Here is a 14,316-nt window from a genome sequence, read left to right as displayed (position 1 = left end):
ATAAAAATCCCCCTCATAAAGGGGGACTGTTCTTATAGAATTGTACCAGCTGGTTCTTGTTTAAGCAATTGTTGGATTTTATTCTGCTCATTCATAATCGCTACGGTTGGATGATGGTGAGCTACTTCTTCATTTGCTACGAGCGCATAAGAGATAATGATGACGATATCTCCAGGCTGCACGAGTCTTGCAGCAGCTCCATTTAAACAAACTACGCCGCTCCCTCGTTCGCCGGGAATCACGTACGTTTCCAAGCGAGCTCCGTTATTATTGCTTACAATTTGGACTTTTTCGTTTGCTGCAATTCCTACTGCGTCGATAATATCTTCATCAATGGTGATGCTGCCAACATAATTTAAGTTGGCTTCAGTTACATGAGCTCTGTGTATTTTAGCGTTCATCATCGTGCGAAACATTTAGTTATCCCCCTGTACGTCTACAATTACATTATCAATTAAACGAGCTTTAGAGAATTGAACAGCTAAAGCGATAATGATTTTTCCAGCGGCTTTCTTAATTGGTTTTAGCTCTGGATACGTATAAACCTCGATATAATCCACTTTACCGCTCGTATGTTGCTCAATTTCTTTTCGAATGGTCCCTTTAATGATTTCTACTTGCTTCTCTCCGCCTTCAAGAAGCTGCAGAGCGCTTTGTAAACTCTTAAATAGAACAGGTGCCTCTTCTCTTTCTTTATCTGTTAAATATACGTTACGAGAACTTTTAGCTAATCCATCTGCTTCTCTCACCGTATCTACTGCTCTAAGCTCCACCGGGAAATTAAAATCTTCAATTAAACCATCTACTACAGCAACTTGCTGCGCATCTTTTTTACCAAAGTATGCACGATCTGGGATTACAATGTGAAAAAGCTTTGTTAGTACCGTGGCTACTCCGTCAAAATGACCAGGGCGCTTCTGTCCACACAATACGTCTACACGATCTCTCACGGTTATAGCAACTGAACGGCTTGACTTATACATTTCCTCTACTGAAGGATAAAATAAATAGTCGACGTTAGCTTCTTTTGCCACGCGCTCATCGCGCTCAAAATCTCTTGGATACGTATCAAAATCTTCATTTGGTCCAAATTGAGTCGGGTTCACAAAAATACTTAGCGCCACTACTTCATTTTCTGTGCGAGCTGCTCCAAGCAGAGTAGCATGGCCTTCATGCAAATAGCCCATCGTCGGGACAAATCCAATTGAACGTCCAAGCTGCTTTTCTTTTTTCATCTCCTGCTGCATGTCTTTAATTGTTGTAATGACTTTCATCTTATTTCCCTCCGTACAGTGCCGTTAACTGCTCTTCTTTCATTGAAAAAGTATGTGCTTCTTTCGGAAACTCTCTTTTTTTCACTTCACTTACATACTGAGAAAGCCCCTGTAAAATAGGCTCATTTATTTTCGCAAATGACTGAACAAATTTGGGCACACGCTCTACGCCGTACGTTAATACATCGTGGTATACAAGTACTTGACCATCCGTGTCAGCTCCTGCTCCGATTCCGATTGTTGGAATGCTTAAGCGTTCAGCTACTTGTTTTGCTACTTGTTTAGGAACACACTCTAATACAACAGCAATAGCTCCCGCCTGCTCACACTTGATTGCGTCTTGGATTAGCTGTTTGGCTTCTTTCGCTTCTTTCCCTTGCACTTTATAACCGCCCAGAACACCGACAGACTGAGGTGTTAACCCGAGATGTGCAACAGCCGGAATACCAGCTTGCGTCAATTCTGAAATTGTATAGAGAACATCGTTTGCACCTTCTACTTTTAAAGCATGAGCTCCGCTTTCCTGCATAATGCGAGCAGCATTTTTCATCGTGTCTTCTTTCGACACGTGATAGGACATAAACGGCATGTCGGTGACGATAAATGTATCACTAGCCCCTCTTTTAACCGCTTTTGTATGATGAATCATATCATCTACCGTTACAGGAATCGTAGAGTCATATCCTAAAACGACCATTCCTAGAGAGTCGCCTACTAAAATCATGTCTACGCCTGCTTCTTCAGCGTACTTAGCTGACGGATAATCGTACGCAGTCAGCATCACAATTGGTTCATTGTTTTGTTTCATACGTAAAAAATCTAATTTTGTTTTCACTAACTTTCTCCTCCTTCTCAGAGGAGATGAGCGCACGTCTGCACACAAAAAGCCCTTCTACCTATAAAAGGAAGAAGGACTTTGACAGACTTCATCTATAAAAAGCACACTTTACCTAATGTGCTTACCTACGCGTCATCCCTCTGTCCTAGTCCTTAATGGATCAAGGCAGATTTATTGTCATATTAAAAATAAACAAACGAGTATCAAGTGAAGTTCTTTCGATACTACCTTGATACTCGTATTATAATAAAAATTTCTTTATTTTTCTACTATTTTTTAGCAGAGAGCTCAATATCTGCAGAATGAATTCGGTGTATAACACCTTCATCGTCTTCAATCAATAAAACGCCTTCATCTGTTATACCTTTTGCGAAGCCTTCAATGTTGGCTGTCATCGTCCGTGCTATAATTCGCTTTCCAATGCTGATTGCATACGTTTCCCAAAGAACTTTAATTAAACCAAAGCCATTTTTTAAGTATTCTTCATAAAGGGTTTCTAACTTCAAGAAAAACGCTTGCATCAAAGCGGCACGATTAATTTCTTCACCTTTTTCAATACGTAAAGATGTGGCAATGTGTTTGATTTGTTCATTAAAATCCGTTTCCTGCTGATTCACATTGATGCCGATTCCAATGATGACCGAATGAATTCGGTCAAAATCAGCCTGCATTTCCGTTAAAATCCCAACTAGCTTCTTCCCATTTAATAAAACATCATTCGGCCATTTAATGTCTGGAGAAAGGTTCGTCACTTCTTGAATGGCCTGTACAACAGCGACTGCTGATAGTAAAGTCAGCTGAGGAGCCTGCTGCGGAGGGATAGAAGGACGCAGTATAATACTCATCCAGGCACCAGTATATTTTGGGGAGTACCACGCTCTATCAAGTCTTCCTCTTCCTGCCGTTTGCTCTTCAGCAACTACGACCGTTCCTTCTTTTGCTCCTTCTTGAGCAATTCGATGAGCAATTTTTTGAGTAGAATGCACGCTTTCCTCATAGTGAATATACTGGCCGATTTTTGTTGTCTGAAGCCCTAATAAAAGCTCGTTGCTGCTTACTTTGTTCGGCTTCCCAACAATGCGATAGCCTTTTTTACGAACAGCTTCAAGTTCATAGCCGTCTTTTCGCAGCTCTTCGATATGCTTCCATACAGCTGTTCTTGAACATCCTAATAAATCGCTGATCTTTTGGCCGGACACATAGTCCCCATCTGCGTTCGTAAACATTTCAAGCAGCGTTCTTCTTATATCTGACTGCAAGACTGCACCCACTTTCTTATTGAAGATTTCGTGTTCATTAACTCATTGTATAGAACTTTCTCCTCAATTTCTTTTAATAGTTGAGACACCCATGGACCACCCTTTTTACCTGTCCATACTAAAAGATCTTGACCATTTATGTCTAAATCTTTTAAAGAATGAATAGGCAGCTCGCTATAGATGTAAAGAAGCTCATGTTCATTCATATACTCATTGCTTCGAAGAAGTTGTAAAATACGATTCACGCTCACGCTGGCCTGCTCTCCAATTGTATACATGATGCGTTTTGACCATCCATTTTCCAAAACGTCCCGAAGACCAATAGACTGAAGCTGAATATCTTTAATTTGCTTATTAGATAATTTCCAGCTTTTAAAAAATGCCTGCTTGTCTTGAATGTCGAGCAGATGTACAAGAAGTGTCCATGACTCCGATACTCGCTGAAGCATCATCCAATCGTGTGCACAAACAGATCGGAATTTTTGCGGATCTACATTCAATTCGGGCAAGTAGCGATACAGCTCCGTATCTGCTACAAGTGCTAATGCTAAAGACGGCCGCTTTCCGCTCAGCATTTTTTCGAATTCAACTGTAATGCGTTCAATAGAAACATGCCTCAGTAGTTCACCGTATTGCTGAATGGCTCTTTTAGTTTGATCAGACAGCGAAAACGCCAGCTGACTGACAAAGCGAACGGCTCTCATCATACGAAGAGCATCTTCATGAAAGCGTTCTTTAGCATTTCCGACAGTACGAATTAACTGGTTTCGTAAATCTTCCCTTCCATTAAATGGATCAATAATTTCTCCTTTTGCATTCATAGCCATTGCATTAATTGTAAAATCGCGACGCTGCAAATCTTCTATCAGAGACGAAATAAACGTAACGGACGAGGGACGACGAAAATCATCATATTCTCCCTCAGAGCGAAAAGTGGTCACCTCATAGGTCTCGTTCTCATGAACAACGACAACCGTACCATGCTCGATTCCTACATGAATCGTCTTAGGAAAGAGTTCCATCACTTGTTCCGGCCTAGCTGACGTAGCGATATCAATATCTCCAATCGTCCGATTTAAAATGAGATCCCGGACCGCTCCTCCAACAAAATACGCTTCGTAACCGGCTGTCTCCAGTTTTTCAATAATATAAAGCGGATGAATGAACGGTTCTTTCATAACGTCCTCCATTCTTCAACCCTGTACCAATTTATAATAAAGTTTTTCATATTGACTCACAATCTCTGTTGAATGAAATTTATGATTAACTGCGCTTAGAGACGCTTCCCTCATTTGGTGATGCAGCTGTTCATTTTCAAGTAGCTGAATTGCTTTGCTCGCTGCCTCTTCGACGTCTCCAACTTCGCAAATATATCCTGTTTTTTCGTGTTCAATTACTTCGGGAATTCCGCCTATATTTGTTCCGATGCATGGAACACCACAAGCCATAGCTTCTAAAAGTACAAGCCCAAAGCTTTCTTTTTCAGATAATAACAGTTTTAAATCGCTAATCGAATATAATTCTGCTACATTTTCTTGTTTCCCAAGAAATAACACAGAATCTTGAAGATTTAGCTCTTTTACCAATTGAGACACAACCGTCATTTCAGGGCCGTCTCCTACAAGCAGCAGCTTAGACTGAAGCTTTTCATTAATAATAGCAAATGTTTTGACTATATCTGTAACTCGTTTGACTTGACGAAAGTTTGAAATATGAATAACGACTTTTTCATTTTCTAATATGCCATACTCCGCTTTTAAATACTGAACTTCTTTTTTATGATAAACTCGTTCATCAATAAAATTATACATCGTTTCAATTTCTTTATCTGGACTAATTAAATGGTGAGTTTGATCAACAAGTGACTGAGATACAGCCGTCACTGCATCTGATTTCTCAATTCCAAATTTAATTAAGTCTTTTAACGATGGATCCTCTCCTAGAACCGTAATATCTGTTCCATGAAGAGTCGTCACAATTTTCACTTCGTGCTCTACCATTTGTTTAGCTAAAATCCCGCAAACGGCATGGGGGATTGCATAGTGCGTATGAATAATATCAAGCTTTTCTCTTTTAGCCACTTCAGCCATTTTACTGGATAAAGCGAGATCATACGGAGGGTATTTAAAGACGGAGTATTGATTTACATCTACTTCGTGAAAATAAATATTTGGATATACTTTCGTCAATCTAAAAGGCATGCTAGAGGAAATAAAATGAATTTCGTGCCCCTTTTCAGCCAGCAGCTTCCCTAGCTCCGTTGCTACCACTCCTGAACCTCCAACGGAAGCATAACATGTAATACCAATTTTTAACTTCATTTATTTTCCACCTACTAAATCGTCGTACATCAAAATCGGTTTTTTAGATAAAAAACCTTCACCGTAAGCTATCCCGACTTCTTTGCCAAATAATCGCTCTCTGCTCTCTACCGTTTCAATATATCCGTTTACGAGCGGCGTATCAAACGTATCTGCTGTTTTTATAAATTGACTTTCATAAGCCTCTAGACTAGCTACTTTCTTTTGAAACGTGCTTGATACATCTACGATAAAATCTGGCTTATGAAATCCATTTATCATATAGAAATATAGAGACTCCGCACGATGAGCTTTTTGCTTCTTATCATCTATATAATTTTTAACGCCAGCGGAAAACATGGCCTCTTCTACAAGCTTTGCACAATTTCCATGATCAGGATGACGATCTTCAAAATAAGGAGCAAATATAATCCTTGGTTGATACGTGCGAATGACTGATGCAATTTCAGCTATATATTCTGGCTTTAAAAACAAACCTCTGTCTGGCAAATGCAGATGAATTCGCTCATGAACACCTAAGACTTCAGCTGCTTTAGACGCTTCTTGTTTTCGAATTTCAACCGTTCCATTTGAAGAAAGTTCAGCTTGCGTCAAATCGCAAATAACTACCTTCAAACCTTGTTCACTCATTCTTGCAATGGTTCCACCCATGCCGATTTCTACATCATCGGCATGAGCACCAAAGGCAAGGATATCTATTGTTTCTTTCATTATCTTCACCCTATTTTTTTATAATTGAACGCCAATGCAAATCGCCTCGTTCAAGTCCATGAATTAAAATCTCTGCTGTTCCCATATTCGTTGCAAGAGGAACCGCATAGACGTCACATAGACGCATCAGAGCTGAAATATCAGGTTCATGAGGCTGAGCTGTTAACGGATCGCGGAAAAAAATAACCATATCCATTTCATTTTGAGCAATTAAAGCTCCTATCTCCTGATCTCCTCCAAGCGGTCCTGATTGAAAGCGGTGAACCTGCAAACCTGTTGCTTCTGAAATACGCGTTCCTGTTGTTCCTGTTGCGAACAGCGAATGTTCCTGTAAAATCGCTTGATAGGCTGTTGTGAATTGTACCATATCATTTTTCTTTTTATCATGTGCAATTAAGGCGATTTTCATTTTTCTCGCTCCTTAGTCAATAATATTTTCTAACCCATATACAAGTGTGTCTACGTTCATAACTGTGTCAACAGCTAGCTTCACACCTGACATAAAAGAAGCACGGTTGTATGAATCATGACGAATTTTTAACGTTTGTCCAAATCCTCCGAACATCACTTCTTGGTGAGCAATCAGTCCTGGCAAACGTACGCTATGTAGGCGGATTCCTTCATAATCTGCACCGCGTGCGCCCTCTAGTAATTCTTTTTCCTCAGGGTGGCCCTGTTTTTTTGCTTCACGAACTTCACTGATCAGCTCCGCTGTTTTTAAGCCTGTTCCTGATGGTGCATCTAACTTTTGATCATGATGCATTTCAATGATTTCTACATCATCAAAGTATTTAGCTGCCATTTGTGAAAACTTCATCATTAAAATAGCGCCAATCGCAAAATTAGGTGCAATGATACAGCCAAGTTCCTTCTCTTCAGCAAGCTGCTTTAATTCTTTTAAATCTTCTTCTGAAAAGCCAGTTGTTCCTACAACAGGTCGTACTCCATATGTTAAAGCTGTTTTAGTATGAACGCGTCCAATTTCAGGTGTTGTCAAATCAACTAAAACATCTGCCTTAACGTCTTGAAAACATTTTTCAATATCCGTGTAGATCGGCGCTTGTACATTTGGCATTCCTTCAATATCACTTATGTATTTTCCTTCATTGATACGATCCACCGCTGCTACTAATTCAAAATGCTCTGTTTCTTCTATTAATAATACAGCTTCTTTTCCCATACGACCTCTTGGTCCTGCAAGTACAATTCGAATTTTGTCCATTCTTTTTCTCTCCTTAGTCTTCTTTTTTCGTCCAGCGATCTTTGTCACGCGTATTAAATTTATTCATAACGCGATCATGCGCTTCTTGTAAATCAATATTTAATGAATTTGCAAAGCAAATTAATACAAATAAAATGTCGCCCATTTCTTCTTCGACCGTACGTTCTGCTTCAGTCGTTTTCTTCGGCTTTTCACCATAATAGTGGTTAATTTCGCGCGATAATTCGCCCACTTCTTCCGACATTCTCGCAAGCATAGCAAGAGGACTAAAATATCCTTCTTTAAATTGGCTAATATATGCATCAACTTCTTGCTGCATTTGCTCCATCGTTTTTTTTGACATCTTTTTATTTCACCTCTTTTAGAAGTACACTCAGCTTACTATTATAACATCTTTACTTCAAATTATTTAGTTTAATTACTTCTTCTTACCACGCCTTTGTCAGATGCTCTTTCACAATATTCCTCACGTTTCCCTTAATTCTCAAAAATCTGTCTATATTTTACGAATTGAGGATACTACTAATACATAGCACTAGAAGAAACATCATCACTTTTTACTATTTTCAAAAATCTTTTCGATAGTTATTTACGAAATGAAATATATTCCTTTATGATAAGGTAGTGCAAAAACGGTCATAGGAGGTTTGTAAGTATGAAAGGTCTCAGATTAAAAAATATTATTTTTATACTGCTTGGTTCTGCTATATTTGCGTTTGGACTTGTTAATTTTAACATGCAAAACAATTTAGCTGAAGGTGGATTCACAGGCATTACCCTGCTTTTATTTTTCTTATTTAACATTGATCCCTCTTATTCTAACTTAGTGTTAAATATTCCTTTGTTTTTTGTAGGGTGGAAACTATTAGGGAGAACAGCATTTATTTATACCATGCTCGGAGTTGTTAGCTTATCGCTATTTTTATGGATATTCCAGCGCTTTCCGGTGAATATGCCCCTGCGCCATGATATGACTCTAGCAGCTCTTTTTGCCGGTGTTTTTATTGGAGTGGGTCTTGGCATTATTTTCAGGTTTGGAGGAACAACAGGAGGAGTCGATATCATTGCCCGTGTTGTTCAAAAATATATCGGGTGGAATATGGGGAAAACGATGTTTCTTTTTGACTTTATTGTAATTAGTGCGTCTCTCATTTATTTATCCTACCGAGAAGCTATGTACACACTTGTTGCAGTCTTTGTCGCTGCACGGGTTATTGACTTTATGCAAGACGGTGCGTATGCGGCCAAAGGCGCAACCATCATTTCGAATCATAACGAAGCCATATCGGATAAAATTATGAAAGAAATGGATCGAGGCGTGACGATTTTAAAAGGACAGGGTTCTTTTTCTAAGCAAGATACCAACGTGCTATACTGCGTTGTTAGTAAAAATGAAATTTTCCGTTTAAAGCAAGTTATTACTTCTGTAGATCCACACGCCTTCGTTGCAGTTACGGATGTTCATGATGTCTTAGGTGAAGGATTTACCCTTGATGAAAATAAAAAACCGCTTGAAAGATAAAAAAATACCGCTAATGCGGTATTTTTTTATTAGTCGTCGTTATTCATTCCTGTATAAATCATGATTAAACGAACCAATTCAAGAACTGCTACTGCTGCGGCTGCTACGTATGTTAAAGCCGCTGCGTTAAGCACTTTGCGCGTCTCGCGCTCTTCGTCATTTCGAATCGCTCCGACTGAGACGATTTGCGTCATCGCTCGGCTTGAAGCGTTAAATTCAACAGGCAGTGTTACAACTTGGAATACGACCGCTGCTGCCATGAAGATAATACCTAACAATAGCAACGGCTTAATCGACGCGATAATTCCAATCATAATTAAAATCCAAGAAGCGTTTGATCCAAGGCTTGCCACCGGCACAAGCGAGTGGCGAAGGCGTAAAAACGAATAGTTTTCTTTGTCTTGAATCGCGTGTCCCACTTCGTGAGCCGCAACGGCAGCGCCTGCGACAGACGTTCCGTAATAGTTGTCTTCTGACAAACGAATGACTTTTGAGCGAGGATCGTAGTGATCGGATAAAAATCCGCCTACAGGCTCTACGTGAACGTTGTACAATCCGTTTTCATCCAAAATTTTTCTTGCTACTTCTGCGCCTGTCATTCCTGATGAGTTGCTTACTTGTGAATATTTTTTGTAAGCACTTCTCACCTTAAACTGTGCCCAAATTGGCACAAGGATAATAATGAGAAAATAAATCAAAAAGCTCATTTACCCACACCTTTCATTATGTGTTTGACTACTCTTTTATTTTAGACAATTCTGCGCTTTTACGTCAATCATTACGCCCTCTGGCTGACTTTCTTTTCTGGTCAGCGAAATACTTTCGCGCTCCTACATAAAAAAGTGTAGCAATAATAATACTTCCGGTGGTGATTGTAACCCAAATAAAAGACGGGTCCGTACGATTTTCTTTTACTTGTTCAAAAAAATCTTTTAAATTTTGTTCCATTTGGTTGAACTGGTCATCGTTAATCTCACTTAGCGTTCCTTCACTTTGTAAAAAGTGAACGTCTGCGCTCACACGCTGTACGTAGGGAGACGACACGTCTACCTGCGCGCTCGGTAAGATCATATCATATTCCTTTAAAAATTGCTTAAGCTGCGCTTCATAAGCCGCCTGTTCTCCTTTTACTGCTTCATTTCGCATCTCTTTAAATGTTGCTAGCATACTGCCTTCGAGTTCAGTCCACATAGGCTGATGCTTGCTGTGCAGCGCATCGACTAATAATCGAAATTGAGTAGCTTTTTGAAGACGTTCTTCATCACTGGAATCAGAAGATAAAAGAGACCTTTCTACCTGTTCATAACAAAGAGTTAAAATACGTATATCTTCGGCCGATACGCCCAAAGAAGCTGTATTGAGACTGGTAAATTCATTCGAAAAATTTCTGAACAAATGTTGGGCTGCTTTATACTCCTTTTGCTCTACAAGCGATAGCGTTTGATCAGATAAGTTATCAAGCTTTTCCCACTGCCCTTCAGCTGCATGTACAGTAGTCGTATATGCAAAGAAAAGTACGAGCAATATTCCTACTATTCTTCCTTTCATTCTCGTCCCTCCTCTAACCTCTACTAAAACTTATGAGAAAGAGGACAAGAGTAGACCTATTTTCAAAAGGAAGTTTTAATCTTACTATTCATTCATCGGAGTGATAAAGTTTTGCGTATAATACTTCTCATATACACCTACACCAAGACGCGTAAACTCTTTATTGAGTAAAGCCTTACGATGTCCTTCACTATTAAGCCACCCTTCAACCGCAGCGATTCCATCCTGATAATTCGAGGCAATATTTTCGCCCGCGATACGGTATACTACATCACCTTTTTGCAGACGGTTGCCTAAATCACCTTGTGCTGGTGAAACGTGAGAGAAATAGTTTAAGTCACTCATTTCTTTGCTGTGTAAATAAGCTACTCCGGCAGTGGCTTCGTCCCAAGCTAAAGGTGACAGCTGAAAACGGTCTCGAATTACATTTGTAATATCGATAATTTGCTGCTCTTCTCCTTCTTGGACACTTTTCCACTCCTCTGCTGTCAATGACGGAGCTGTTGGAAGCTCGCCGCGATAAACAATTTCGTACGGACGCTGTTTTAATAGCGTGTCCATATCCATAATTCGAATACTTGAGATTGTATTAAGGAACTGATCAAAATATAGTTGGACGTATACATCTCCATATTTAATAATTGGACGCATTTTCATATCCTCTTCACTCAGACGAAATCGGTATTCATTTCCGTCTTTTTGAAGCGTGAGTTCGGATGAAAGTGAAACTCTTTTTTCCACTTCTTCTCGCTTCTCACCAATCTCAAAAGGATCTGTATTTGTTTTTGAACCAATGACGTATACGGATACGACTTGATTATTTTCTACTCCTACCTGCGCATACGTTTGACGATTCTTTTTGTAAATCCACCAGTCATAGCCATATGCAGAAGAATCAATACGATCCGGCTCTCCAAGCATTCCAATTAACTGTTCTGAATGATCTCCAATGAGCCTCATCATATTTTCACTTTGTTTTTCATAAGAAGCCACTTCTTGGGTGGGCTGACTTTTGGAATCCGTTTGGTTTTGCTCAATATTTTGACCCGTTAGATATTTTTCTAGCTGAGGTAAATAATCCTCCGCGTATACAAATGCCACTATTAATACGAGAATAAAAATAACTTTTTTCAGCTTTTCTTCCTCTCCTTACACCTGTTTTCTTTACCTGTTTAACTTATTTTTATCTCTATTATACATGCATTCAAAAAAAAATAGCTATCGGTATGAAGGAAACAAAAGAAAAAGCCAACTATTTACGAATATCCTGCAAACAGTTGGCTTTCGCTTTTTAATGCGTATGTTCTGAAATGTCTGAGAGCGCTTCTCCTGCACGTTCATTTGCATAGCGAAACGTTGATAAATCACCTAGCGAAACAATCCCGACTAGCTTTTGATTTTCCACAACAGGAAGACGACGGATTTGATGTTGAGCCATAAGCTTAGAAGCTTCTTCTACAGAGGCTTCCGCTGTAATAGTTATAAGCTCTTCACTCATAACATCCGTTACTTTACTTGAATTTGGCTTCTTTTCTGCAATGCCTTTTATAACTAAGTCTCGATCTGTAATCATTCCTACTAACTGATCTCTATCGACAATTGGAATTGCGCCTACATTCCATTCCTTCATTTTCACTGCCACTTCATATACGTTATCGAGCGTGGTGCATGTTTCCGTATCAGCTGTCATTACCTCTTGTACAGTTTTCATTGTTTTATCCTCCTTTACATAGTGTGTTCGCTTTATAGTGTGACCAACTTTTTAGTAAACTTTCGCATTTAAAACGTTTAAATAAAAATAGATAACGTTTACATTTTTCCTTATTAGATATTGCAAGTTTTATCCATTCGGCTTATGATTTAGTTGGGGTATATCTGTTTTGGGAGGGAGTTCATATGAAATTTGAATATGCAAAGTTTGATTCATTAAAGGTAGATTTAGATTTATTAGATGAGATTATGCATCAATTTGGCCTGGTCCGCGCCGGACAATGGGATTATGAACGCGTCACGTACGATCGAAAATTCGAGTTTCAGCGAGATACCTTCTATTTGCGAGTCCAAGGACATGCTATTTCAGGCGATGTAGGGGGCAGGCATGCTGTTATTCACCTTATGACACCTCTATTAGGCAAACATTATTATCCTCACGGTGTAGAATATGGAGACGGAGAATATTTCCCGCCATCCCTTGTAGAACAGTGTGAAAAGATATTAACACAAATCAAATCACAGCTTGAAACCGTTCAGCTATAGAATTAGAAAAAGCGCAGTAATCAGACTGCGCTTTTTTTAATTCAAAGGAGGAGTAGACGGAAATTCCTTTGGTTTTATATCTTGAGGTTCAGTAAAATCAGGCATGTACGTATCTTTCTCTCGTTCTTTTCGAGCCCACTGAAAAAAAATAAAGCCTAAAACCGTTCCATACACAATTTCTTGAATGATCTTCATAATAACGCCGCCTAGCTGCTGGTCTTCCACGGGTGGCAGCGTATTAAACATCTCAGGAGCAAGCTGCCCTAAACTTGCAATCATAGAAGGCGGTACACAAAGGGAAAGAGCTTGTACCCAAGCGCTTGAGTCTGTATACGTCGCATACAAAGAATGGTTTGCAAAAATAATCAGCGCGCACGCTGGAGTAAGAAGTACGCCATCTGCAAAAATGTATCCAAGCTTTTTTAAAGAACTTAGCGTTTGTTCTTCTTCTAGCTGATTAATGAGTGGCCACCACATACAAAATGCAGCGATAAATAATACAACACTCACGATTCCGTGAAGCGTCATATCCGTTTTAATAACATCAAAAAGCAGCGGAATATGATACAAAGAAAATAACCCATTGAATAATAGTAAAGCAATTAAGGGCTTTGTAAAAAATTTAAAAACAGGTTTAACCCCTCTTACATAAATAACAGAACGAGCTAACCACGGTGGAATTCCTAAAATAAAAAGCGGGGGAATCACCAAGTAAACAATTGCCATTTGCGTCATATGAGCACTAAACATAAAGTGCCCTAGTAAATCTACAGGTCCTCCTTTACATATATACAAAAGAACCATGCTGATAACAAAATACGCTTTTGTTTTTCTGTCTACGGCCGCCGCTCCTATAAAATTCCCTCTCCATCTACCAACGATGAAAAAATATAAGACGGTCACCAGACAAATGGTTAAAAAATAGTAAGGACTCCAAAGTGCTTCAAAACCAAACATCTGCAAATTGTTAATCAACGTCTATTCCTCCTTCTACAGATGATGAAAAGGACTGGCGCATGCCAGCCCTTTTCTTTACCACCAAATAATGGTTACAAAAGCTAAAATGGTTAAAAGAGCTACCAATACGCCTGAATACAAGAAAAATGCTGGTATGGTATGTCCTTTGTGGTTCATATGCATGAAATAATAAAGTTGAAAGATGACTTGAACAACCGCCAAGAGCACAATCACCGGCATAATGTACCATCCGCTAAACTCTTGATAAACCGCAAAAAAAGCAATTAGTGTTAAAAACAACATCATTGCAAAAGAGATAACTTGCATCTTCATATCTTCTGCGTTTCTTTTTTTACGATATTCTAAATTGAGCCTTGGGTTATCTGAGTTTGATTGATTTGTCGTCAT

At 39.2% G+C, this 14,316-nt stretch carries 18 protein-coding genes; 2 read left to right on the top strand and 16 right to left on the bottom strand.

What is annotated here, in order from left to right:
- Positions 1–32: 32 nt before the first annotated feature.
- From panD to ACMX9J_RS17430, 10 genes are all read right to left on the bottom strand, one after another.
- The gene (gene panD, locus ACMX9J_RS17475) at positions 33–416 is read right to left on the bottom strand and encodes an aspartate 1-decarboxylase (protein ID WP_416226048.1); all 384 of its coding nucleotides are present in this window, start codon (positions 414–416) and stop codon (positions 33–35) included.
- Positions 417–1,274: a pantoate--beta-alanine ligase gene (panC, locus tag ACMX9J_RS17470; protein WP_034266844.1), complete on the bottom strand. Its 858-nt coding sequence runs from the start codon at positions 1,272–1,274 to the stop codon at positions 417–419.
- 1 nt (position 1,275) lies between these two features.
- On the bottom strand, positions 1,276–2,109 hold the full coding sequence (panB, locus tag ACMX9J_RS17465) for a 3-methyl-2-oxobutanoate hydroxymethyltransferase (RefSeq protein ID WP_033578419.1): 834 nt from the start codon (positions 2,107–2,109) through the stop codon (positions 1,276–1,278).
- A gap of 272 nt (positions 2,110–2,381) precedes the next feature.
- Positions 2,382–3,371, bottom strand: a complete 990-nt coding sequence (locus tag ACMX9J_RS17460; RefSeq protein WP_013056096.1) for a bifunctional biotin--[acetyl-CoA-carboxylase] synthetase/biotin operon repressor — start codon at positions 3,369–3,371, stop codon at positions 2,382–2,384.
- Positions 3,356–4,549 (bottom strand): CCA tRNA nucleotidyltransferase, encoded by a 1,194-nt coding sequence (locus tag ACMX9J_RS17455; RefSeq protein ID WP_033578418.1) that lies wholly within the window; start codon positions 4,547–4,549, stop codon positions 3,356–3,358. Before ACMX9J_RS17455 ends, ACMX9J_RS17460 begins: the two co-directional genes overlap by 16 nt.
- Positions 4,550–4,564: 15 nt before the next feature.
- Positions 4,565–5,692, bottom strand: coding sequence for an N-acetyl-alpha-D-glucosaminyl L-malate synthase BshA (gene bshA, locus ACMX9J_RS17450; protein WP_028414087.1), 1,128 nt, complete (start codon positions 5,690–5,692; stop codon positions 4,565–4,567).
- The gene (gene bshB1, locus ACMX9J_RS17445) at positions 5,693–6,403 is read right to left on the bottom strand and encodes a bacillithiol biosynthesis deacetylase BshB1 (RefSeq protein WP_028414088.1); all 711 of its coding nucleotides are present in this window, start codon (positions 6,401–6,403) and stop codon (positions 5,693–5,695) included.
- Between the two features lie 10 nt (positions 6,404–6,413).
- A complete protein-coding gene (gene mgsA, locus ACMX9J_RS17440; protein ID WP_033578417.1) occupies positions 6,414–6,812 on the bottom strand; it encodes a methylglyoxal synthase in 399 nt (132 codons plus the stop codon).
- Between the two features lie 12 nt (positions 6,813–6,824).
- Positions 6,825–7,625 carry a 4-hydroxy-tetrahydrodipicolinate reductase gene (gene dapB, locus ACMX9J_RS17435; RefSeq protein ID WP_013056091.1) on the bottom strand — a complete coding sequence of 267 codons (801 nt, stop codon included), beginning with the start codon at positions 7,623–7,625 and terminating at the stop codon, positions 6,825–6,827.
- 13 nt (positions 7,626–7,638) lie between these two features.
- Complete coding sequence (locus ACMX9J_RS17430) at positions 7,639–7,968, bottom strand: nucleotide pyrophosphohydrolase (protein WP_013056090.1); 330 nt, start codon at positions 7,966–7,968, stop codon at positions 7,639–7,641.
- 312 nt (positions 7,969–8,280) lie between these two features.
- Here ACMX9J_RS17430 and ACMX9J_RS17425 point away from each other — a divergent pair, with 312 nt between their 5' ends.
- Entirely contained in the window at positions 8,281–9,147 is an 867-nt protein-coding gene (locus ACMX9J_RS17425; protein ID WP_028414090.1) for a YitT family protein, read from the top strand.
- Positions 9,148–9,176: 29 nt separating this feature from the next.
- Here ACMX9J_RS17425 and ACMX9J_RS17420 read toward each other — a convergent pair whose 3' ends face one another.
- From ACMX9J_RS17420 to ACMX9J_RS17405, 4 genes are all read right to left on the bottom strand, one after another.
- Entirely contained in the window at positions 9,177–9,854 is a 678-nt protein-coding gene (locus ACMX9J_RS17420) for a zinc metallopeptidase (protein WP_013056088.1), read from the bottom strand.
- 64 nt (positions 9,855–9,918) lie between these two features.
- Complete coding sequence (locus ACMX9J_RS17415) at positions 9,919–10,695, bottom strand: sporulation protein YpjB (protein ID WP_034266841.1); 777 nt, start codon at positions 10,693–10,695, stop codon at positions 9,919–9,921.
- An 84-nt stretch (positions 10,696–10,779) separates the two neighbouring features.
- Positions 10,780–11,796, bottom strand: coding sequence for a CAP domain-containing protein (locus ACMX9J_RS17410; protein WP_028414092.1), 1,017 nt, complete (start codon positions 11,794–11,796; stop codon positions 10,780–10,782).
- A gap of 190 nt (positions 11,797–11,986) precedes the next feature.
- The gene (locus ACMX9J_RS17405) at positions 11,987–12,406 is read right to left on the bottom strand and encodes a CBS domain-containing protein (RefSeq protein WP_028414093.1); all 420 of its coding nucleotides are present in this window, start codon (positions 12,404–12,406) and stop codon (positions 11,987–11,989) included.
- Between the two features lie 185 nt (positions 12,407–12,591).
- On the opposite strand from ACMX9J_RS17405, the gene ACMX9J_RS17400 reads away from it, so the two are divergent.
- Positions 12,592–12,951 carry a YugN family protein gene (locus ACMX9J_RS17400; RefSeq protein ID WP_013056084.1) on the top strand — a complete coding sequence of 120 codons (360 nt, stop codon included), beginning with the start codon at positions 12,592–12,594 and terminating at the stop codon, positions 12,949–12,951.
- 36 nt (positions 12,952–12,987) lie between these two features.
- Here the strand turns inward: ACMX9J_RS17400 and ctaG are convergent, their stop codons facing one another.
- Together ctaG and ctaF are read right to left on the bottom strand one after the other, a co-directional pair.
- Complete coding sequence (ctaG, locus tag ACMX9J_RS17395) at positions 12,988–13,926, bottom strand: cytochrome c oxidase assembly factor CtaG (protein ID WP_028414094.1); 939 nt, start codon at positions 13,924–13,926, stop codon at positions 12,988–12,990.
- Between the two features lie 57 nt (positions 13,927–13,983).
- Positions 13,984–14,316 (bottom strand): cytochrome c oxidase subunit IVB, encoded by a 333-nt coding sequence (gene ctaF, locus ACMX9J_RS17390; RefSeq protein ID WP_014460982.1) that lies wholly within the window; start codon positions 14,314–14,316, stop codon positions 13,984–13,986.

Source organism: Priestia sp. RMT2NF4 (assembly GCF_047872835.1).
Classification (GTDB): Bacteria; Bacillota; Bacilli; order Bacillales; family Bacillaceae_H; genus Priestia; species Priestia zanthoxyli.
Note: the sequence above shows the minus strand (reverse complement) of the source record. Positions and strands in the feature narration are given on the sequence as shown.